Source organism: Rhizobium sp. Rhizsp42 (genome assembly GCF_047304155.1).
Classification (GTDB): domain Bacteria; phylum Pseudomonadota; class Alphaproteobacteria; order Rhizobiales; family Rhizobiaceae; genus Rhizobium.
On the sequence record NZ_JBGLYS010000037.1, the window covers coordinates 13679 to 34834 of the forward strand.

General features: G+C 62.4%; 23 protein-coding genes. 11 read left to right on the top strand and 12 right to left on the bottom strand.

Going from position 1 to position 21156, the window contains the following annotated elements; genetic code table 11:
• Positions 1–49: 49 nt before the first annotated feature.
• The 3 genes from ACCD05_RS26065 to ACCD05_RS26075 all read right to left on the bottom strand — a co-directional run bounded on the left by ACCD05_RS26065 (position 50) and on the right by ACCD05_RS26075 (position 1696).
• Positions 50–640 carry a TetR/AcrR family transcriptional regulator gene (locus ACCD05_RS26065; protein ID WP_413396346.1) on the bottom strand — a complete coding sequence of 197 codons (591 nt, stop codon included), beginning with the start codon at positions 638–640 and terminating at the stop codon, positions 50–52.
• A gap of 137 nt (positions 641–777) precedes the next feature.
• Complete coding sequence (locus ACCD05_RS26070) at positions 778–1227, bottom strand: hypothetical protein (RefSeq protein WP_413396348.1); 450 nt, start codon at positions 1225–1227, stop codon at positions 778–780.
• Positions 1228–1363: 136 nt separating this feature from the next.
• The gene (locus ACCD05_RS26075) at positions 1364–1696 is read right to left on the bottom strand and encodes a hypothetical protein (RefSeq protein ID WP_413396350.1); all 333 of its coding nucleotides are present in this window, start codon (positions 1694–1696) and stop codon (positions 1364–1366) included.
• Between the two features lie 254 nt (positions 1697–1950).
• On the opposite strand from ACCD05_RS26075, the gene ACCD05_RS26080 reads away from it, so the two are divergent.
• Positions 1951–2553, top strand: a complete 603-nt coding sequence (locus ACCD05_RS26080; RefSeq protein ID WP_018902494.1) for a superoxide dismutase — start codon at positions 1951–1953, stop codon at positions 2551–2553.
• Positions 2554–2651: 98 nt separating this feature from the next.
• Positions 2652–3500, top strand: a complete 849-nt coding sequence (locus tag ACCD05_RS26085; RefSeq protein WP_413396352.1) for a metallophosphoesterase — start codon at positions 2652–2654, stop codon at positions 3498–3500.
• Here ACCD05_RS26085 and ACCD05_RS26090 read toward each other — a convergent pair.
• The 3 genes from ACCD05_RS26090 to ACCD05_RS26100 form a co-directional block, all read right to left on the bottom strand.
• Positions 3497–4294, bottom strand: coding sequence for a DUF1828 domain-containing protein (locus ACCD05_RS26090; RefSeq protein ID WP_413396354.1), 798 nt, complete (start codon positions 4292–4294; stop codon positions 3497–3499). The genes ACCD05_RS26085 and ACCD05_RS26090 overlap by 4 nt on opposite strands.
• Positions 4291–4761 carry a hypothetical protein gene (locus ACCD05_RS26095; protein WP_413396356.1) on the bottom strand — a complete coding sequence of 157 codons (471 nt, stop codon included), beginning with the start codon at positions 4759–4761 and terminating at the stop codon, positions 4291–4293. Before ACCD05_RS26095 ends, ACCD05_RS26090 begins: the two co-directional genes overlap by 4 nt.
• 78 nt (positions 4762–4839) lie before the next feature.
• Complete coding sequence (locus ACCD05_RS26100) at positions 4840–5754, bottom strand: AraC family transcriptional regulator N-terminal domain-containing protein (protein WP_413396358.1); 915 nt, start codon at positions 5752–5754, stop codon at positions 4840–4842.
• A 160-nt stretch (positions 5755–5914) separates the two neighbouring features.
• Here ACCD05_RS26100 and ACCD05_RS26105 point away from each other — a divergent pair, with 160 nt between their 5' ends.
• Positions 5915–6694 (top strand): SDR family NAD(P)-dependent oxidoreductase, encoded by a 780-nt coding sequence (locus ACCD05_RS26105; RefSeq protein WP_413396360.1) that lies wholly within the window; start codon positions 5915–5917, stop codon positions 6692–6694.
• A 43-nt stretch (positions 6695–6737) separates the two neighbouring features.
• Here ACCD05_RS26105 and ACCD05_RS26110 read toward each other — a convergent pair whose 3' ends face one another.
• Positions 6738–7442 (bottom strand): helix-turn-helix transcriptional regulator, encoded by a 705-nt coding sequence (locus tag ACCD05_RS26110; RefSeq protein ID WP_413396362.1) that lies wholly within the window; start codon positions 7440–7442, stop codon positions 6738–6740.
• A 128-nt stretch (positions 7443–7570) separates the two neighbouring features.
• Between ACCD05_RS26110 and ACCD05_RS26115 the strand changes: the two genes are divergently transcribed.
• From ACCD05_RS26115 to ACCD05_RS26130, 4 genes are all read left to right on the top strand, one after another.
• On the top strand, positions 7571–8209 hold the full coding sequence (locus ACCD05_RS26115; protein ID WP_413396364.1) for a LysE family translocator: 639 nt from the start codon (positions 7571–7573) through the stop codon (positions 8207–8209).
• Between the two features lie 141 nt (positions 8210–8350).
• Entirely contained in the window at positions 8351–8803 is a 453-nt protein-coding gene (locus ACCD05_RS26120) for a c-type cytochrome (RefSeq protein ID WP_413396366.1), read from the top strand.
• A 128-nt stretch (positions 8804–8931) separates the two neighbouring features.
• Entirely contained in the window at positions 8932–9846 is a 915-nt protein-coding gene (locus tag ACCD05_RS26125) for a c-type cytochrome (RefSeq protein ID WP_413396368.1), read from the top strand.
• A gap of 124 nt (positions 9847–9970) precedes the next feature.
• On the top strand, positions 9971–10963 hold the full coding sequence (locus tag ACCD05_RS26130) for a phytanoyl-CoA dioxygenase family protein (protein WP_413396370.1): 993 nt from the start codon (positions 9971–9973) through the stop codon (positions 10961–10963).
• A gap of 53 nt (positions 10964–11016) precedes the next feature.
• Here ACCD05_RS26130 and ACCD05_RS26135 read toward each other — a convergent pair whose 3' ends face one another.
• Positions 11017–11511, bottom strand: coding sequence for an N-acetyltransferase family protein (locus ACCD05_RS26135; RefSeq protein ID WP_413396372.1), 495 nt, complete (start codon positions 11509–11511; stop codon positions 11017–11019).
• A 267-nt stretch (positions 11512–11778) separates the two neighbouring features.
• Here ACCD05_RS26135 and dmeR point away from each other — a divergent pair, with 267 nt between their 5' ends.
• From dmeR to bla, 3 genes are all read left to right on the top strand, one after another.
• A complete protein-coding gene (gene dmeR, locus ACCD05_RS26140; RefSeq protein ID WP_112535409.1) occupies positions 11779–12051 on the top strand; it encodes a Ni(II)/Co(II)-sensing transcriptional repressor DmeR in 273 nt (90 codons plus the stop codon).
• 51 nt (positions 12052–12102) lie between these two features.
• On the top strand, positions 12103–13149 hold the full coding sequence (gene dmeF, locus ACCD05_RS26145; RefSeq protein WP_413396374.1) for a CDF family Co(II)/Ni(II) efflux transporter DmeF: 1047 nt from the start codon (positions 12103–12105) through the stop codon (positions 13147–13149).
• A gap of 156 nt (positions 13150–13305) precedes the next feature.
• A complete protein-coding gene (gene bla, locus ACCD05_RS26150) occupies positions 13306–14193 on the top strand; it encodes a class A beta-lactamase (RefSeq protein ID WP_413396376.1) in 888 nt (295 codons plus the stop codon).
• Positions 14194–14558: 365 nt separating this feature from the next.
• Here the strand turns inward: bla and ACCD05_RS26155 are convergent, their stop codons facing one another.
• The 4 genes from ACCD05_RS26155 to ACCD05_RS26170 all read right to left on the bottom strand — a co-directional run bounded on the left by ACCD05_RS26155 (position 14559) and on the right by ACCD05_RS26170 (position 19881).
• Complete coding sequence (locus ACCD05_RS26155) at positions 14559–15017, bottom strand: hypothetical protein (RefSeq protein ID WP_413396378.1); 459 nt, start codon at positions 15015–15017, stop codon at positions 14559–14561.
• A 146-nt stretch (positions 15018–15163) separates the two neighbouring features.
• Positions 15164–17500: a glucose/quinate/shikimate family membrane-bound PQQ-dependent dehydrogenase gene (locus ACCD05_RS26160; RefSeq protein WP_413396380.1), complete on the bottom strand. Its 2337-nt coding sequence runs from the start codon at positions 17498–17500 to the stop codon at positions 15164–15166.
• A 312-nt stretch (positions 17501–17812) separates the two neighbouring features.
• Positions 17813–19327, bottom strand: coding sequence for a protein adenylyltransferase SelO (locus ACCD05_RS26165; protein ID WP_413396382.1), 1515 nt, complete (start codon positions 19325–19327; stop codon positions 17813–17815).
• A 65-nt stretch (positions 19328–19392) separates the two neighbouring features.
• A complete protein-coding gene (locus tag ACCD05_RS26170; protein WP_413396384.1) occupies positions 19393–19881 on the bottom strand; it encodes a hypothetical protein in 489 nt (162 codons plus the stop codon).
• A 135-nt stretch (positions 19882–20016) separates the two neighbouring features.
• Between ACCD05_RS26170 and ACCD05_RS26175 the strand changes: the two genes are divergently transcribed.
• A complete protein-coding gene (locus ACCD05_RS26175) occupies positions 20017–21090 on the top strand; it encodes a phosphatase PAP2 family protein (RefSeq protein ID WP_413396386.1) in 1074 nt (357 codons plus the stop codon).
• The last annotated feature ends 66 nt before the right edge of the window (positions 21091–21156 follow it).

A 21156-nucleotide genomic window follows, 5' to 3' on the forward strand; every position in this document is an offset into this window, starting at 1 on the left:
GGCTTGAAGAACGAGAAGAGGGGTAGGAAATGCGCATGCACGTCACGTATCAGGTCGAAGCGATCTGGCGGGTCAGCCTCTGCAGCGCCGGCGCTGTAATGCTTGCATAAAGTTCCGCGTCGCCACCGGCGACCCGTGCCGCGAGCATGGCGCCGTGCACCGTGGCGACGAGGATGCGGGCGCTACGCTCCGCATCCTCGGTACTCGTCAGCTCACCCTTTCTCAGCCCCTCGTCGATGAAGCTGGTGAGCCGGGCGGTGAGCTCGTCGAAATGCGCCTTCACTTGTTCGGCGACCTCGGCCGGCAGGCTCGGCAGCTCGGCGGCGAGAAGGGCTGCGATGCAAAACGGCGCGTTGCTGTCGCGGATGCATTGTTCCCAGAAGCCGACATAGCCGGCAAGCCGCCGGCCGGCGCGCGGCTCATGCGCCGCCATTGCCCCCAACCCATCCTCGGTTGCCTGCCGGTAGCGGGCGATCACCGCGACCACGAGATCGGCCTTGCCGGGGAAGTGATGGTGGATCGTCGCCTTGCCAATGCCCAGCACCGCGGAGATATCCGCATAGCTGAAGGCGTTGTAGCCGCGGTTGATGATCAGCGACTGCGCGGTGTCGAGAATGCGTGTGTATGTGTCCGATGCCATGAATGGGAATCTACCGACTAGTTGGTCGACCGTCAACGGGGCGCACGGAAACGTGACTGGCGAGCTGAAACTGGCATTGCCGGCAGCGCGGAGCAGGGCACCCGCACGTCGTTACGGCCCGCTCCCACGCGCGGACGTCAATCCTCGTAGAGCTTCGATTTCTTCGACCATTTGCGCCAGGGGTGCAGCTCGTAGTGCGGCATGTCCCAGCCGTCCCTGATATCGCCGTTCATGTCCCAATCGCCGCCCCAGCGCAGCTTCAGCGCCTTTCCGTCAAGACCTTCGAGCCCAAGCTTCTCGGGCAGCGGCAGGATGACTTTGGAGAGCTGGATGAAAGCCTGCTTATTCTTCCAGTCATACGGCGCCGGGAACAGATCGAAGGCTATGGCCGGCACATAGTTATGGGCCGAATCGCCAAAATGCACCTTCGCAAAACCGCCATTGAACGCCCGCTCCTGCGCATCGCGCCCGCGCGTCGAATCGAGCACCTTGAAATCGATCTCGCGGATCGCCGCCTGGGCGATGGCCTGCAGATGCGGATGGCATTTCGCAAGGGCGGCAAGCGATGCGCTGCTGAAATGAAACATGACATCCTCCCATGCCGCGCCATCTATGGGCCGGCGTGGGAAGGCTATCGAAATTCAGGTTGCGCGTACACAAATCGAATGCAATCCTTGATTGCGTACAGGGCGGCTGTGTGGCTGAAGACAGGGGGGCGCCGCCTCATTCGTCCGGCAAGATGCCCATCCGCTCGGTCTCGAGTTCCGTCCCGAGCTCCACCGCCTTGGTCTTCTTGTCGTAGATGCAGAAGTAGCTGACGAAGCCGTTGGCGCCCTTCGGCTTGCCCGTCACCAGCGCCATGCCGAAATTCTCGCTGCCGAAGGGATCGACGACCGCATGCGGCAGTTCCACCTGCGCGCGCGCCGCCATCTCGCATTTTCCCTGCACCTCGGCGGCGAAGTCCTGCCAGGCGTCACCCGAGGAGGCCGAGCTTGTACCGCCCGCGATGAGAAAAGCCGCGATGAAGACGGCCGCAAAGCCGATCGGATGGAGCATAGGGTGCCCGGTAACGCCAAGCCTCATATTGAGCCCTCGCACATTTTTGGCCTTCGCGCCCAAGCTTGGAAGGCCATGCCATAAAGCACTGTCATCATGATTGATTTGCGCCTTGCATGCCAAGCCCTTAGCGCGGTTAAATTTTCTTCCGCAGCGGTCTTTTTTGACATTTCGCAGGTTGCCTCACCAAGCTTGCGCTCCTATGTTCCCGCACACCTGCCGATTACGCAAACTATTGCCAAAAGGAGACGACCATGGCTTTTGAATTGCCTGAACTTCCCTACGATTACGAAGCGCTGCAGCCTTTCATGTCGAAGGAAACCCTGGAGTTCCACCACGACAAGCACCACAAGGCTTATGTCGACAACGGCAACAAGCTTGCGGCGGAAGCCGGTCTCGCCGACCTCTCGCTCGAAGACGTCGTCAAGAAGTCCTTCGGCACCAATGCCGGCCTCTTCAACAACGCTGCCCAGCACTACAACCACGTCCATTTCTGGAAGTGGATGAAGAAGGGCGGCGGCGGAAACAAGCTGCCTTCCAAGCTCGAAGCGGCCATCAACTCCGATCTCGGCGGCTATGACAAGTTCAAGGCTGATTTCGTCGCTGCCGGCACCACCCAGTTCGGCTCCGGCTGGGCCTGGGTTTCCGTCAAGAACGGCAAGCTCGAAATCTCCAAGACCCCGAACGGCGAAAACCCGCTCGTCCACGGCGCCACCCCGATCCTCGGCGTCGACGTCTGGGAACACTCCTACTACATCGACTACCGCAACGCCCGTCCGAAGTACCTCGAAGCCTTCGTCGACAGCCTGATCAACTGGGACTACGTCCTGGAACGCTACGAAGCAGCAACCAAGTAAGCCGGCTTTTTAGAGAGTGATGAGAACACCCGGTGGAGACGCCGGGTGTTTTTGTTTTGTGTCACATCCCTGTCACCCACCCCACCTAATCCGGCACCATGACCCAACCGCTCCCCCTGATCCGCTTCGGCGTCGTCGCCGACCCGCAATACGCCGCCCGCGAGCCGCATGCCGGCATGGATCGCTATTACGAAAACAGCCCGGCCAAGCTGAAAGCCGCGATCGAGGTCTTCAATGCGGAGGATCTCAGCTTCGTCATCACGCTGGGCGACATCATCGACCGCGATTTCAAAAGCTTCGACACCATCTTGCCCGTCTACGACGCCCTGAAGCACGACAATCTCTTCCTGCTCGGCAACCACGATTTCGCCGTCGCACCCGAGCACCTTGAAGACGTCGCCGCCCGCCTCGGCATGCCGGCGCCTTATTACAGTCTCGCCAATCACGGCTGGCGCTTCATCATGCTCGATGGAAACGAAGTCAGCACCTTCGCCCCGCCGGAGGGCCACCCCTACCGCGAGATCGCCGCCGAGAAGCTTGCCGAACTCCGCGCCGCCGGCGCCATCAACGCCGAAGCCTGGAACGCCATGATCAGCGACCGCCAGTTCGACTGGCTGAAGTCGGAGATCGCCGACGCCGCCGAGCGCGGCGAACGCGTCATCGTCATGAACCACTACCCGGTCTACCCGCCCAACCAGCACGACTGCTGGGACCGCGAGCGCATGATCGAGCTGCTGACCAAAAGCCAGAACGTCGTGGCCTATTTCAACGGCCACAACCACGTCGGCAACTACGGCGCGGTCGACGGCTGCCACTTCGTCAACTTCAAGGGCATGGTCGACACCGAGACCGAAAACACCTTCGCCATCGTCGACGTTCACGCCGACCGCATCGAGATCCGCGGCTTCGGCCGCGAGGAGAGCAGGGTGCTGGCGGTGAGGGGCTAGACCGTTGCAAGCTTGCGTAGACCGGTGATCGCTTGGGTCTCATCTTCGCGGAAGAAGCGCGTCTGCAGGCCGCGATTGACCGCCCGTTGATACCGGCGCTCGGTTATCAACGCCATCTTCCTGTTGTCTTCGATAAGGGCGACGGCCTGGAGATCTTTCTCTTGTTGGCGCCGCTCGATCTCGGTGTGCAGTAGCTCGGCCTCGAGAAACTGCGTCGGACCATTGACCAGGAAGAGGCCGATCGTGCGCAAGCCCGGATCGCGTGGTGTCAGCACGATATCAGCGGGAAACTCCGACAGCTCTTTCGTCAATGGCTTGCGCTCCGAAATGTCGAACATGTCGGCAAGCGATTTCACCACAGCGGACGCCGCATCCTCCTTAAATGTCGAGCGAACTGTTTCCTTCGTCAGCGACTCAAGCGTTCTAATTCTGAGCAGCCCGGAGAGAAAACGCACACTTGCGCTCCCGATCCGTTCGGTCGGCACTTCCCGCGAGCGGATCTCGAATGTGTCGGCATCCCAATAGGCGCCGGACTCAGCGAGCAGACTGTCCAGCAACTGTCGTCTCTGTCCTGTTTCGATATCGATACCGGATGCGATCAGATGCGGAAGGTAATCTCCATCGTCTTCCAGCACTACGCCGTTTTCGGTGTCGCGCGCATAGAAGGCGATGTGATCGCCACTTCCGTCGAAAAAGGGAGAGCGGATGGCCAGCCCCGCCGCGACAGGGCGAACCGAGATCGCCTCGCCGAACGAACGATGTAACGATTCCTGAACTGCTGCCAGATCGCTCACAGCAAACTCCCTTTGGCGTAGTCCATTCTAAAGTATCGGCGTGCCGTTTCCCAAAACAGACCCGGTCGTGTCGGCGGCGGCCGCATTCGCTCCGAGCCTACGGCCGGAATGCGTAATGGAACCTTAATGCTCGTCGGGCCGATTTCGACGCCGCCGCGTTCACAGTCCGTATGGACATGGATGCCCGGATGACTGCCATGGAACTCGTAACGTGCGACAAGGGAGCCTTCCTCGTCATTCTTCCTGATAAGCCACGCCCGCCAGTTATCCTTCATCTCGTTGATCTCGCACAGAAGAATATAATCATGCTGTGAGCAGTGTGCTTGCGCGCTGCGCCATTTCCAACCGGGTTTCGCCGGTCGCGTCTTCGGGTAAATGCCCGAAAACCTTGGCGGCAAGGCATCATCGCGCCAATCAGTGTCGGTGGTAATGGTCTTCCTGCGCAATATAAGATGCCTGACGCGCATGTCGCCAACCTATTACTTTAGGAATATGATCTCATTCTATCCGAACAGGAAGCCGTTGCCTAGCTGAACGCTTGAGGGTTAAGCCGCTGCCGTCTCCATCGGCGACGCTCTCATCTCGCTCACATCCCGCTTCGGCGGCGTGCCGAACATGCGGGTGTATTCGCGGCTGAACTGCGAGGCGCTTTCATAGCCCACCTGATAGGCGGCGCTTGCCACGTTGGCGCCGTCGGTCACCATCAGCCGGCGGGCTTCGAGCAGGCGCATGTGTTTCTGATATTGCAGCGGCGTCATCGAGGTCAGCGTCTTGAAGTGCTGGTGGAAGGAGGAGGGGCTCATGCGCGCCACGGCCGCCAGTTCCTCGATCCTGACCGGTTCGGCGAAATTGTCACGCAGCCGGTAGATCGCATCGCTCATCCGCCGCGCATGGCTGCCGGGAAGCGCCAGCTTGCAGATCTCGCGGCCGTTCGGCCCTGTCAGCAGCCAGTAGCAGATCTCCCGCATGATCGAGCGCGCCAGCACGGGGATGGCCTTCGGCGTCTCCATGAGATTGAGCAGCCGGCGCACGCAGTCCTGCAGCGCCTCGTCGAAATCCTGCACGAAGACGCAGGCGATGCCGTCGCCGGATGGCTTGGGCGGGTTTTCGAGGTCATCCATCACCTCGCGCATCAGGGCCGGATCGAAATCGATGTTGAGCCCGAGATAGGGCTGCTCGGGGCTGGCCTCGACGATCTGGCCGGAGGCCGGGAGTTCGACGGTGACAATGAGCAACTGGTTCTCGCCATAGTCGAGCACACGGTCGCCGCTCAGGATCCGCTTGGCGCCCTGCAGTACCACGCATATGGTCGGCCGGTAGATGCGGTGATGCGGTATCACCGGCTGGCTGACGCGCGAGATCGCCAGCCCCGGCACGGGCACCGGCATGGCAAACGACCCATCGCCGCCGCCGACCGCATCGATATAGCGCGACACCATGTCCTTCAGCGCTTCCGCCATCCTGCTCTCCATCAAAACCACTGGGAGTGATCTTAGATCACCGGCTTCAGGCCGCAAGCCGATTGGAGGAATAGGCAAGAAATTCGAGAGTTTCGGCATTCAGCATAGAGGGTGTGCAGGCGTAGCATCAGGCCATCGAATGAGCCCCAAGGAGCCTGTCATGCCGAGTGAAAACCAAGCAAATTCAAGGAACAAGATCGCCATCGTCACTGGCGGCGGTCGCGGCCTCGGCCGCAACACGGTGGTCAGCCTCGCCAGGCGCGGCGTCAATGTCATCCTGACCTACAACACGAATAAGGCAGAAGCCGAAAGCGCCGTCGCCGAGATCGAGGCCGCAGGCGCCAAGGCCGTCGCCCTCCAGCTCGACACCGGCAATTCAGCCTCCTTCGACGCTTTCGTCGCAAGCGTCCGCCAGGCGCTGGAAGCCTTCGGAGCCAAGGATTTCGACTATCTCGTCAACAATGCCGGCACCAGCTACCACGCCTCGATCGCCGAAACGACCGAGGAAGCCTTCGACGGCCTCGTCAATGTCCACCTGAAGGGTGTGTTCTTCCTGACCCAGAAGCTCCTGCCGTTGATGGCTGATGGCGGTCGCATCATCAACATCTCCAGCGGCCTTGCCCGCTTCAGCGTTCCCGGCAGCTCGGCTTACGCGGCCATGAAGGGCGCCATCGAGGTCTTCACCCGCTATTTGGCCAAGGAGCTCGGCGCCCGCGGCATCACCGCCAACACGGTCGCGCCAGGAGCTGTCATGACCGATTTCAGCGGCGGCATCGTCCGGGACAATCCTGTCGTCAACAAGATGGTGTCAGACATGACAGCCCTCGGCCGCCCCGGCGTCGCCGACGATATCGGCCCGATGATCGCCTCGCTGCTCTCTGATGATAACCGCTGGGTCAACGGCCAGCGCATCGAAGTCTCCGGCGGCGCCGCCCTCTGAGGATGAGAAACGGCCGTCCCGCGAGCCCACTCGCGGGACGGCGTCAGATCGCCGAAACGGCGGCCGGCGTCTGTGTCCACCCCGAGGTCCAGAGCGTCCGCAAACCGTCGCCTTCGCCCTTGAAGAAACCATCGGCCTCCACGCAGCGCTCGACCCGGTCGCTGCGGAAATTGCGGATCGCCTCGCGCAGTTCGCACCAGGCAACGATGTTCGAGCTCTGCGAATAATAGATCAGCGCGATCGGCCGGATCGTGCGCTGGCTGCCCCGGCCGAGCTCGTCGCGATAGTCGAGCCTCAGCTTCCGCTCGTCGCGGATGGCGCCGCGCACCAGCGAGAGGTCCAGCCCCTCCGGCGAAGGCGCGATCGTGCCCCAGGCGTAGAGCGCCTTTCCCTCCATGGCCTCCCGCAGCGGTGCCGGCACGGCGCCTGAAATCTTCTGGTTCACTCTCTTGGCGGCCTGCTTCAGCGCCGCGTCGCCGGTGCGCTCCACCAGCGCCAGCGACAGCACGATCGCCTCCATCTCTTCGACCGAAAACATCAGCGGCGGCAGGTCGAAACCGGGCCTCAGTATATAGCCGATTCCGCGCCCGCCCTCGATCGGCACGCGCATCGCCTGCAGCGCCGCGATGTCGCGGTAGATCGAGCGAACGGTCACCTCCAGCGCCTCGGCCATGACGGCGGCCGTCACCGGCCGCTTCGCCAGCCGCAGCAGCTGGATGATCTCGAAAAGCCGGGACGCCTTGCGCATATCCTCTCCTCCGCCAAACGCTCCTGACACTACACTGTCAGTTGGGCCGTCGTACAGATCACCCTATCGAATTGAAATTCAACGCTATCCGCAAGCTCTGCATCGCGGATCGACGATAGGCAACTGACATGACCTACAGCGAAAACCTCTGGCTCTATTTCACCCTTCTCTTCGGCATCATCATCGTCCCGGGCATGGACATGCTCTTCGTGCTCGCCAATTCGCTGACCTCTGGCCGGCGCGCCGGCATGGCGGCGACGGCGGGCATCATGGCGGGCGGGGCGGTGCATTCGCTCTATGGCGCCATCGGCGTCGGCCTCCTGGCGACGCTGCTCCCGGCGCTTTTCAACCCGCTGCTCTTCATCGGCGCCGCCTACATGGCCTGGATCGGCTACACGCTGATCGCAAGCTCGATCACGGTCTCATCAGTCGAAGGCGGCACGAGCGGTTCGGGCTGGCGCACCTTTCGCCAGGGCGCCATTACCTGCCTCATCAATCCCAAGGCCTATCTCTTCATGCTGGCGGTCTATCCGCAGTTCCTGAAGCCCGTCTATGGGCCGATCTGGCTGCAGGGCATCGTCATGGGGCTGATGACCATGGCAACGCAGGCGGCGATCTACGGCACCGTCGCCGTCACCGCCTCGCGCAGCCGCACGCTGCTGATCTCCAACCCGAGCGCCACCATCCTCGTTGGCCGCATCGCCGGCGGCCTTTTGGTGGCGATCGCGATCCTCACCGCCTGGCATGGCTGGCGGGCGCCGGCGTGAAAAGCGAGAGAGCCGCAAATTCCTGAATTTATTACGCTCTCACCCACTTGTTACTTTTTAGCTGAGATTAATTTGCCATCATGCCCGCGTAAAACGAAGCGCCGGGCTTCGAAAATCTCGGTATCGAAGAGGAGTGGAGACATGAGAGTAAAAGCAATCGTCGCGGCCATCATGGTCGCCGGCATGGGGGTTACGTCGGTGTTGGCGGCCGGAGAGGGCACGCATGACGCACGCGTTGCCATGATGAAGAAGATCGGCGGCGCCACCGGCGCGCTCTCGGGCATCGCCAAGGGCGACAAGCCCTACGACGCCGAAGCCGTGAAGGCGGCGCTGACGACGATCTCGGAGACTGCCAAGGCCTTCCCGGATCAGTTCGGCCCCGGCACGGAAAACGCATCCGCCGATTCCGAGGCGAGCCCGAAGATCTGGGAAAACATGGATGACTTCAAGGCCCGCTCGGTAAAGCTCGGCACGGATGCCGATACGCTGCTCGCCCAGCTTCCGGCAGATGCCGCAGGCGTCGGCGCCGGCCTGAAGACGCTTGGCGCGAACTGCGGCGGCTGTCATCAGAACTACCGCGTGAAGAAGGAATAGGTCTCCCCTTTCTGTTCGTCTGGGGGATCTTCCCTAGGGCGATCCGTCTTCTGCGATCCGTCCGGCCTTGCCCGCCGGGCGGATCGCTTTATGTCCAGTAAGCGTCAAGGACGATGGGAGAGCAGTGCATGTTTCGCAGGTTTATCAGGTTCGTTCTCTGTCTCGTCGGCGTCGCCGTCTTGGGTGGCGCCGTCTTCTACCTGGTAACCGCGCCCAATCCGCTGCCTGAGAGCCATTGGGCAAATCTCGGCGCGCCCGATGTTAAGAACGGCGAAATGGTCTTCTGGGCCGGCGGCTGTGTCAGCTGTCATGCGGCCCCCGGTGCCGAAGGCGATGCCAAGCTGACGCTGTCTGGCGGGCTGGCGCTGAAGAGCCCCTTCGGCACCTTCCACGTCCCCAATATCTCCAGTGACGAACAGGCCGGCATCGGCAACTGGACGCTTGCGCAATTCGGCAATGCCATGAAGCGCGGCGTGGCGCCCAATGGCGCACATCTCTATCCGTCCTTCCCCTATGCCTCCTACAGCCGCATGAGCGACAAGGACGTCAACGACCTCTACGCCTACATGAAGACGCTGCCGAAGAGCAGCAACGTCGCGCCGCCGCATGAGCTACCATTCCCGTTCAACATCCGGCTGGCGCTCGGCGGCTGGAAGTTCCTCTATTTCAACGACAGCCCGCGCGTCGTCCTTGCCAATGCCGACGACAAAGTCAAGCGCGGCCAGTATCTGGTCGAGGGCCTCGGCCATTGCGGCGAATGTCACACCCCGCGCGATGCGCTGGGTGGCCTGAAGCCCGATCTGTGGCTCGCCGGCGCTCCCAATCCCGAGGGTGAGGGCACCATCCCCAACATCACGCCAGGCTCGAAAGCCATCGGCGAATGGAGCGAGGGCGACATCGCCAATTACCTCGAAACCGGCTTCACGCCCGATTTCGATTCGGCCGGCGGATCGATGACCGAGGTGCAGCAGAACGTCGCTCACCTACCCAAGGCTGATCTGGAGGCGATTGCCGCCTACCTGAAGGCGGTGCCTGGCCATTGAGGGTAGAAATACCCCAAAATCGCCGCATTGCAGCATTTATTAGCAAATTCGACTGAATGCCCCGCAGTGGCACATGCCGCTGCCGAATGACGATCCTCAAACGTCTTGCGAAAGGCCAGCTGAAATGCACAGCTCATCAGTATCTCCCGCCCGTGGTGCCGCCTCGAACGCTTCCGCAAATGATCTCGAAGCGGTCGCGCGCAAGGGCGGCAAGCTCAAGCGCATGGCGGTCCGCATCCCCACCTACATGGCCGATATCCGCGAGAACCCGGCCTGGCTGCCGATGTTCCTGCTTGCCCGCACCATTCCCGGCCGGCGCGCCCACTGGCTGACGGCCAAGAAGAGCAACGGCGCGATCGACAACCTCCCGACGATCTTCCAGGGCGTGAACGCCGAAACCGCCGTCGATGCGCTGAACCGAGACGGCATCTTCCCCGATTTGCAGCTGCCGGCTGATATCACGCAGGAGATATCCGCCTTCGGCCACGCCACCGCGTGCTTCGGCAATTTCGACCGCAAGATAGAATTCACCGCATCGGACCACCGCGCCACCGAAGACCGGCTCGGCCGCCCCATCCTCTCCGGCCATCATTTCGAGCGGGCGCTCGATTGCCCGGCGGTTCTGACCGTGCAGCGCGATCCGCTATTGTCGGAGATCGCCCGCCGCTATCTCGGCGCCCAGGCGCAACTGATCACCACCCGCACATGGTGGAGTTTCCCCACCAAGGCCAGCGAAGCCGACCGCAGCCTTGCCTCGCTCGACAAGTATCACTTCGATCTCGACGACTGGCGGATGCTGAAGTTCTTCTTCTATCTCGTGGATGTGGATCAGGGCACCGGCCCGCACGTCTTCGTCCGTGGCAGCCACAACAAGCGCCGCATGAAGCACCAGCTAACCCTGCTGGTCGGCCACCCCGCCGACGAGATCATCGATTACTACGGCAAGGACAGCCCGCTCACGCTGACCGGCAAGGCTGGCTCGGGCTTCGTGGAAGACCCCTTCGGCTTCCACATGGGAACCGTCGCCACCGAAAAGCCACGCCTGATGATGGAGATCGGCTTCGGCGTCTCCAAACCCTCCCGCCGCCGCTTCCACGGCGAACCGGTGCTGCGCTAGCGAGCGCAGCCACCGATGCGATCAGGGGCCACCATAAAGGGAGCGGGTGGCGCCTAAGCCAGCGCCTGCAGATAGCGCATGCCGGTAACCGGGCGCGGGATGAAGTCCATGTGTTCGTAGAAGCGGTGCGCCTGGATATTGCCGGTCGCGGCGCTGACCGAGAGGTAGCCGCAGCCGGCGTTGCGGGCGGTGTCGCGGGCGCGGTTGACGAGATGCTGGCCGACGCCGTGGCCGCGGTGGCCGTCGCGCACGAAGAGATGGTGCAGATCCATGCCGCGCGCGCCTTCCTGTGCGCGGTAGAGCGGCACGAGAATGGCGTAGCCGATCAGGCCTTCGTCGGTTTCCGCGACCAGCGCGGTGATCCAGGGCAGGGGCCCGAACAGGTCGCGCTCCAGCTGCTCCGGCGTCGAGCCGGCGGCATCGCCATGGTGCTTGGCGAGCAGCGCGATCATGTCGTTGAGTTCGGGAAGGTCGCGCGGCTTGGCGGCGCGGATATTGATCACCGGCGGGCGGGTCAATGAGATTTCGCTGTCTTCGATGTCGGTCATGTCTTTGCGTCCCAGTCTGGCGTTTCGTGGTGTTCTGCCGTCAGGACGCTTGAGATACAACAAAGCCGCCTGACGGCGGCTTGTTGACAATAAGATCTGTCCAGCCGCCCTTTACAGGTACAGCCAAAAATACGAGCGGTTGATGTGCGCGTTCTTGATCATGGCGCAATACATCTTCCCAATTCTTCGTCTTGTCAAGCCGTGCGCGGACTTTCCTTCCGTCTTCATTTGAGATAGGGTACCCCCCTATCCTATATCGAGAAGATCATGTCCCATACCCAGCACAACAAGAAAAAGCTGATCGCCCGCATCAACCGGCTGAAGGGCCAGATGGATGCGGTGGAGCGGGCGCTCGAGGCCGAAAAGCCCTGCGGCGAGATCCTGCAACTGCTCTCCTCCATCCGCGGCGCGTTGAATGGGCTGACCGGCGAGGTGCTGGATGATCACCTGCACGAGCATGTGCTGCACGCTTCGGACGAGAAGGCGCGCAGCGAGGCCGTCGAGGAAATTTCCGAGGTTCTGAGAACCTACATCCGCTGACGCACCTGAGGGCGCGAGACCACTGACGAGACCACCGACAAGGAGCGTGCGATGAGCGCACAGACAAACAACCTGCAGCACGAGCACGTCTTCCTCGGCGAGGACCACGACCGCAACACCCGCCGCATCTGGCTCGTCATCGCGCTGACCGCATCGATGATGGTGGCCGAGATCGCCGCCGGCACATGGTATGGCTCGATGGCGCTGGTCGCCGATGGCTGGCACATGTCGACCCATGCGAGCGCCATGCTGATCTCGGCGCTGGCCTATCTCTACGCCCGCCGCCAGGCCCACAATCCGCGCTTCACCTTCGGCACCGGCAAACTCGGCGATCTCGCCGGTTTCGCCAGCGCCATCATCCTGGCGCTGATCGCGCTGCTGATGGCCTATGAAAGCGTGTTGCGCATCGCCAACCCGGTTCCGATCAGCTTCTCGCAAGCGATCGGCGTCGCCGTCCTCGGCCTCGCCGTCAATGTGCTGAGCGCCTGGCTGCTGAAGGACGACCACCATCACCATGGCCACACGCATGGCCACAGCCATGGGAGCCACGCGCCCCATGGCGATCACGCACATCACGGCTCCCACGCCCACCATGGCGACCATGCGCACCATGGCTCCCACGCCCATCACGGCGATCACATCAGCCACGCCCCGCGCGCCACCGACAACAACATGCGCGCCGCCTATGTCCACGTCATCGCCGACGCGCTGACCTCGGTGCTCGCCATCGCCGCACTTCTGCTCGGTAGTCTCTATGGCTGGCTCTGGCTCGATCCGCTGATGGGCATCGTCGGCGGCATCATCATCGCGCAATGGGCCTGGGGCTTGATGAAGGCATCCGGCGCCGTCCTGCTCGACACCCTTCCTGCGGCGGGCGATCTGCCCAAGGCGATCCGCAAGGTGGTCGAGACCGATGGCGACGAGATCACAGATCTGCATGTCTGGCAGGTCGGCCCCGGCCACCATGCGGCCATCGTCGCGGTCGCCACATCGGCCCCCCGCGCGCCATCCTTCTACAAGGAGAAGCTCGCGACGCTCGGCCAATTGTCGCATGTCACGGTCGAGGTCACGCAGATGGCGGCCAAAAAGGCCGCCTGAGATAGTTCATGCCAGAGAAGGGCTTGATGCCGGGAATGCGAATCTGAAAGATCAATGCTTTCCGATGGCGAAGGCGCGGGCGACGCAAGCGGGCCACAATCCCGCTTTAACCCCGTACTCATTGATGCCTTCATCGATTCTGGCAGAGGTCTTTTCATGCATCCCTTTTCGATCCGCCGCCGCATGCTGCTCGGCTCCGCATTGCTCGCCCCGGCGCTGTTCCTGCCGGTCACCTCTCGGGCAGAAGAGAACGACGACGAGATCGACCGCCGCATCGGCGCGCTGGAAAAGCAGATAGGCGGACGCATCGGCGTATCGGTCATCGATACCGAGACCAACATCTCCTTCGGCTATCGCGAGACCGAGACCTTCCCGATGTTCAGCACCTTCAAGGTGCTCGCAGCCGCCATGGTGCTGTCGCGCGTCGACAAGGGCGAGGAAAATCTCGAACGCCGCGTTGTCTACGAGAAGGAGCAGCTCATCGCCTATTCGCCCGAAACCGAGAAGCATGTCGGCGGCGAGGGCATGAGCGTCGGCGATCTCTGCAAGGCGGCGATCACGCTGAGCGACAACACCGCGGCCAATCTCATCCTTGAAAGCCTTGGTGGCCCGAAGGAACTGACCAACTGGCTGCGCACGCTCGGCGACGGCTCCACCCGCCTCGACCGCATCGAGCCCGATCTCAACGACATCGCCAAGGACGACCCGCGCGACACCACGACGCCCGATGCCATGCTCGACACGCTCGGCAACATCACGCTCGGCTCGGTCCTGTCGGAGCCCTCGCAGAAGACCCTGATCGAGTGGCTGGTCGCCAACACCACGGGCAACGAACGCCTGCGCACCGGCCTGCCGGAAACCTGGAAGATCGGCGACAAGACCGGCACCGGCAAGAACGGCTCCGCCGCCGACATCGCCATCTGCTGGCCCCCCGGCCACGGCCCCATCCTGATCGCCGTCTACGTCACCAACGCCACGGTCACGACCGCCGAGATCAACCCGGTGTTCGGCGAGGTTGGGCGGATCGTGGCGGAGATGGTGTGAGGGGGCGGGTGGAAATCGAGATTAAAGATCAATAAGATGCAGTAGAAAAGTGAATCTCGCTCGCATCTGCTTGAATCAATCTCTCAATCCCAAGCACCACCGCTGACCATTAGCCGAAGCGCCCCCATCCTCCCCCTCATTCTCGCCCTTGTGGCAGGAATCCAGCCGACGCGCGTCCGCGCGGCGAGGAAACTCTTCTTTGGCCAAATGCTGGGAGCAGGTCATTCACGACGCAGACGCGCCGTGGCTGGATTCCTGTCACAAGGACAGGAATGAGGCGGAGTTTGTGGCGCCGGGAAAGCCCTATCGCAGCGGCAGCGAGCATGGGTCGCGATCTCGCGTCCCACCAAGCTACACGGCAAGACTCACACCGCGCCGATATCCGCCGCAGCACTCTCGCCCTTGTCGTCATTACCAGTCAGCTGCCGCTTCACCTCGTCGGCGATCTGCTTTTCGATCGCCGCGCGGTCGTCCATCGACATGCCCTTCAGGCTGTCTTCGGTCATCCCGAGACTGTCGAGCACCTGCTTGCGGATGCGTTCGGCGAGCGTCATGTTGGCGAGGTCGCTGAATTCGCTGACGATGGCGTCGTGGCGGGCCTTGGCGTCGTCTTCCACGCCTGACATCGTCTGGCTTTCGTCGGTCGCCTGCAGCGCCCACATGGTGCCGGAGATGGATGTCGGCGTCGTGCTGGGCGCAAGCGATGCGCCGCTCTGGCGAACGCTGTCTTCGATCGTCATCGGCTGCTGCTTGTTGCGCTGGCCGGATTGCTGGAAAAGATTGCTCAAGCCATAAGCGCTCGAGATGCCGTCGCCGATCTTCATGAAAATTCCCCCTGAGACAATGCACGGAAGAATTGCTTCGATAAGCCTGCGCCAGCCTTTCGGTGTCATAATCGCGGGCGTGCCATGGAGGCTCAAACGCAAAATGGCCGCCCGGAGGCGGCCATTTCGGTGGTCAGTGAAACTGCTTAGGGCAGCGTGTAGGCGATGACATAGTCGCCCGGCTTGGTGCCGATCGATCCGTGTCCGCCGGCCACCATCACGACATACTGCTTGTTGTCCGAGGTCGTGTAGGTCATCGGCGTCGACTGGCCGCCGGCCGGCAGGCGGGCCTGCCACAGCTGCTTGCCGTTGGTCACGTCATAGGCGCGAAGGTAGTCGTCGACCGCGGCACCGAGGAAGGCAACGCCGCCCTTGGTGATAATAGGGCCGCCGATACCGGGAACGCCGAGCTTGAAGGGCATCGGCAGCGGGCTCATGTCCTGGACCGTGCCGTTCACCAGCTTGTAGGCGGTCTTGCCCGTGGTGAGATCGGCGCCGGCGACATAACCCCATGGCGGTGCCTGGCAGGGGATGCCGAGCGGGCCAAGGAACGGACCCATGACCACACCATAAGGCGCGCCGTCATTGCGGTTCAGGCCCTGTTCGCTGCCCTTTTCGCCTGCGCCCTTCGGCGGGATGTCGGCGGCGGGCACCAGGCGCGAGGTGAAGGCCAGATAGGTCGGCATGCCGAACATGATCTGCCGTTCCGGATCGACCGCGACCGAGCCCCAGTTGAAGGTGCCGAAATTGCCGGGATAGACGATCGTGCCTTCCAGCGACGGCGGCGTATAGCGGCCTTGGTACTTGTAACGGTGGAACTCGATGCGGCACGCAAGCTGATCGAACAGCGACACGCCCCACATGTTCTTCTCCTGCAGCGGTGGCGGCGAGAAGGTCAGGTCGGAGATCGGCTGCGTCGGGGAAGCATGATCCTCGGGGATCGTGCCCTGCGGCGCGGGGATTTCCTTGAACGGGATGATCGCCTCGCCGGTGCGGCGGTCGAGCACGTAGAGGTCGCCCTGCTTGGTGGGTGCCACGAGTGCCGGAACGACCGTGCCGTCCGCCTTCTTCATGTCGAAGAGCACGGGCTGTGCCGGAACGTCCATGTCCCACAGGTCGTGATGCACGAACTGCTGGACCCAGCGCAACTGGCCGGTCTTCATGTCCAGAGCCACGACCGACGACGAGAATTTCTCGACATTGGCGCTTCTGTTCATGCCGAGCTGGTCGGGCACCTGGTTGCCGAGCGGCACATAGATCAGGCCGAGACCTTCGTCAGCCGACAGAACCGACCAGCTGTTGGGCGAGTTCGTCGTGTAGGTCTGGCCCTCGGGCAGCGGCGTCGTGACGTCGGGGTTGCCCGAATCCCAGTTCCAGACCAGCGCGCCGGTGTGGATGTCGAAGGCGCGGATGACGCCGGACTGCTCCTGGGTGGAGTAGTTGTCGTTGACGGCGCCGCCGATGATCAGCTTGCCGTCGATCGCCACCGGCGGCGAGGTCGAATAGTAGTAGCCGGCGGGGTTGTACTTCATGCCCTTTTCGAGGTGCAGCGTACCCTGGTCGGCGAAATCGGTGCAGACCTTGCCGTCGAGCGCGTCGAGCGCGATCAGGCGGGCATCGGCGGTCGGCAGGTAGACGCGGTCGACGCAGGGAGCGCCGGCAGCCGCTGCCGTATCGTGGTAGTAGGTCACGCCACGGCACGTCTGGTGCTGTCGGTCCGGGTTCATGCCGGAATTGGCGTCGAACTTCCACTTTTCCTTGCCGGTCTTGGCATCGAGCGCGATGGCAAGGTTGTGCGGCGTGCAGATGTACAGCGTATCGCCAACCTTGAGCGGCGTGACCTGGTAGGTCGTCTCGCCGACGTCATCCGGCCGCTTCACGTCGCCTGTCTGGTAGCGCCAAACCTCTTTCAGGTCCTTGACGTTGCTGACATTGACCTGCTCCAGCGGCGAATAGCGCTGGCCGAAGGGCGTGCGGCCATACTGGTGCCACTCGCCGTCGGTCACCGTGCCGCCAAATGTCGTGGTGCCGGTCATGGCCGTCGGCAGACTGCCGTTCTGGTCATGCGGGTCCGTCGTCATCGAATAGCCGGCGACCACGATCGCGATCAGAACCGGAATGGCGAGCGGCCAAGGGCTGGCCGCGTAAGGCGCGCCGGTCGTGCCGGAAAAGCCGAGCGGACGGCGGATCCAGGGCGTCAGCAGCCACAGGCCGAGCAGGATGATCAGGCCGCCGCGCGGCCCGAGCTGCCACCAGTCGAAGCCGACTTCGTTGATCGCCCAGACGAGCGAAACGACGACGAGCACGGCATAGACCCAAAGGGCCGACGCCTTGCGCTTCAGAAGCAGCGCAGCGGTCAGCAGGAACATGATGCCTGCGAAGAGATAGAAGAAGTTACCACCGAGCAGCACGAGCCAGAGCCCGCCTCCGCCGAGTGCCAATCCTATCAGAATGAAGAGGATGGATGTTAAGACGATCGCCATCAGGCCGGTCTCCAACTGAAATGCATAAAGCTCCCGAGGGGGATCGGGAGTGGTCAGGAATGCACGCAAACGGCGAACAAGACATTTTGCCGCAAGCGTCATCAGCGGAAATAGAGCGGCCCGATCTGCCTTTCAACCGCCACAATATGGGGGGCTCAGAAGTGGCTAAAATATGCGACAGAATCCGGATTTACGGGTGGCCGTTGAATCTGGGTTTCGGCCGCGGTCACGAAAAAGCCATGAAAGCCAGACGTTTGGCCGCGTCGAAACGTCACGACGGACGCTAGCGTCCTGGTAGTGGAGTGCGGCCGGTCACGTCCCGCAGAATGTCTGCAGCACGCGCTCCTCCGGCTTGGGCGGCTGCATATAGGCGGTAAACTCCGCGTGATCCTCATAGGGCTTGGCGAGAACGTCGAGCAGTGCTTCGAACAGCGAGAAATCCGCATCCTCGACGGCGGCTGCGATCGCCTGCTCGATGCGGTGATTGCGCGGGATGAAGGCGGGGTTGACGGCAAGCATCGCCGCGCTGCGTTCGTTCGGAGTTGTCGTCTCGCGCGCCAGACGCTCCCGCCAGCGCACCAGCCATTCCTTCGCCGCCATGCTGTCGCTGAACGTCTCGAGGAACGCGTCTTCGGCGCTGTCGTCGGCCGCCAGATGCGCCAGGCGCCGGAAGCTCAGCGTGAAATCCGCCTGTCCCGCCTGCATTGTCGAAAGCAGCGACTGGATCAGCGAGAGATCGTCGTCCTCCACATCAGCAAGACCGATCTTCGCGCGCATCCCCCGCATCCAGTGCAACTGAAAGCGCTCGCCATAATCCTTGATGACGACATTGGCGATCTCCACGGCCTTGTCCTGATCGGCGTCGATCAGCGGCAGCAGCGTTTCGCCGAGCCGCGCCAGGTTCCACTGCCCGATACCGGGCTGGCTGGCATAGGCGTATCGGCCGTTCTGGTCGATGGAGGAAAACACCGTGCCGGGATCATAGGCATCCATGAAGGCGCAGGGGCCGAAATCGATCGTCTCGCCGGAGACGGTCATGTTGTCGGTGTTCATCACCCCATGGATGAAGCCGACATGCAGCCATTTCGCGATCAGCGCCGCCTGCCGCTCAGCGATAGCCTCGAACAGCGCGATATAGGGATTGGCCCCGTCCTTCAGCTCGGCCCCGTCCTTCAGCTCCGGATAGTGCCGGTCAATGACGTAATCGGCGAGCGCCCGAACGCCATCGGTATCGCCACGCGCCGCAAAGAACTGGAAGGTGCCGACCCGGATATGGCTTGCCGCCACGCGGGTGAAGACGGCACCCGGCAGAATCTGCTCGCGATAGACAGGCTGCCCCGTCGAGACCGCCGCCAGCGCCCGCGTCGCCGGCACGCCAAGCGCATGCATCGCTTCGCTGACGATATATTCGCGCAGCACCGGCCCGAGCGCCGCACGCCCGTCACCCCGCCGCGAAAACGGTGTCGCGCCCGCGCCCTTCAGCTGGATATCGCGGCGCCGGCCTTTAATGTCGATTACCTCGCCAAGCAGGATCGCCCGCCCGTCGCCGAGCTGCGGCACGAAGCTGCCGAACTGATGTCCCGCATAGGCCATGGCCAGCGGATCGGCGCCCTCAGGCACGAGATTGCCGGAAAAGATCGCGGCCCCATCGCGCTTCAGAAGCTCGATGTCGAGCCCGAGCTCTTCCGCCAGCGGTTCGTTGAGCTTGATCAGCCACGGCTCGGCGGCGGCGGACGGCGCCTGCCGGGCGAAGAAATTCTGCGGCAACCGCGCATAGCTGTTGTCGAAGGGGAAGGGGCGCGACGTCTGTGCGGATGCAATGGTCATAGGCTTTAGGTAGGGCTCAGGCCCTGCCGGCGCAAGCGCTCAAGCGCCGGGTGTCGGCCCAAACTTCACCGGTTGCGCCCGCCGCCACCTCCACCACCGCCGCCGTGACCGCCACCGCCATGGCCGCCGCCACCTCCACCGCCGCCGCCCTTGCCACGGCCACCGCGGGAAGAGGCCTGCGCGCCATTGCCGGTGTCGTCAGGGTATTCGACCTCCGCCGTGGACTTGACGACCGTGTTCGCCCGGTAGGGAACGATGCTGACCGCGCCCAATTCACCCTCGGTCTTCTGGCACGTATAATGGGTGCTGCCGCCATTGCGGATCAGGACGTCGTTGCCGCCCTTGCTTTTGACGAACGTCATATCGTGGCCGACGAGCCGGGCGCTCTTCTTTCCAAGCTTTTGGCTCTTCATCTGGTAGAAGGTGCCGTTGACGCTGAGGACCGATTTTTCCCAGTAGACATCGACCGAGGGACTGCCGCCGCATTTCTGATAGGCCTCGGCGCTCCCCGACACGAGAACGGCCGCTGCCGCCGCGATGAGATGTAGACGCATCTGCCCCTCTCTCCCATTTTCGCCGATAGCCAAGGCGCCCCGGCGCTCCTCGGGTGAGAGCTTGAGCGCGTTGGCTGAGAAAGCAATTCGGAAATAGGAGGTAATGCCGCGCCAAGACCGTCGATCGAGTGTGATATGCAACCAATTAGCGATTTCCGATTAACTTTCCCCTTATGGTTATTTGCTAGTGGTTTCAAATATCCGATATGGGTATTCGAGGTTGCAATGGGCGTTGATAATGCGAAGCGCGTGACGGAGATGGTCGTTCTGGCGGCCTACATCTCAACCTTTGGCCTGGCTGCCGTCAGCGGATTGGCCATCGACCTCGCCGGTATCGCTCCTATTCTCGCTTGTGCTGCCGCGTTCTTGCTGATTGCTGCTCTTTGCACACGATTTGACATGCCGCGTGTGCGAGAGGGCACGACATGTGTCGCCTATGGATTCCTGCTCACGACACCAATTGCACTAGCAACGTATCTTGCTATTCGGCTGAACCTGCCCCTGCAGGATCACAACCTCGCGGCCCTGGATGCGGCAATTGGCTTTGATTGGCACTATGTGATTGGCATCGTCGATGGCCATCCGGTACTCGTCATCATCTTGAACGCCGCATACGGCACATTCGCATTACAGTTGCTGCTTTGGCCGCTGTTGCTGGCGATCGCCGGCCACGCAAAGCGGGCGCATGTGATGGTCGCCAGTTTTGCGGTCATCTGTTTCCTATCCAGCCTCATCTCCGTTTGGGCACCTGCGGTCGGCACCTACTCCTACTATGGCTTCGATGGCTCCCTGTTAAAAAACCTCAACCCGCTTTACGGCTACGATTTCCTCGACCAGTTTAACGCTGTTCGCGAAGACGCCAATTTTGTCTGGAGCGTTGAGGCCAGCAAAGGTATTTTGACCTTTCCCTCCGTCCATGCAGCTGTGGCTTTCCTGTGTGCATGGGCCGCGTGGTCGCTTGCGCCAGTAAGATACCCGGTGATCGCCTTGAACGTCGCGATGGCATGCTCCGCGGTAACTTCCGGCAGTCATTACGCGGTTGACGTCGTCGCCGGTTGCGCGGTGGCAATGGTCTCGATTGCTTTCATCGTCTGGGCAAGCCGCCTCGGTCGTACACCGGCCGCGGTTAAATGCGCGCCGCTCCGGCAAGGCGCGACACCTCTTGATGGCCCGCAAGCGCTTTATCCGCGAAGCGCGGCGGAGGGATGATTCCGCCACTATAATGCCCGCAATCTTGTTGCCGCGACCGACCCCGCGCGCCGATTGCTGCCGCCT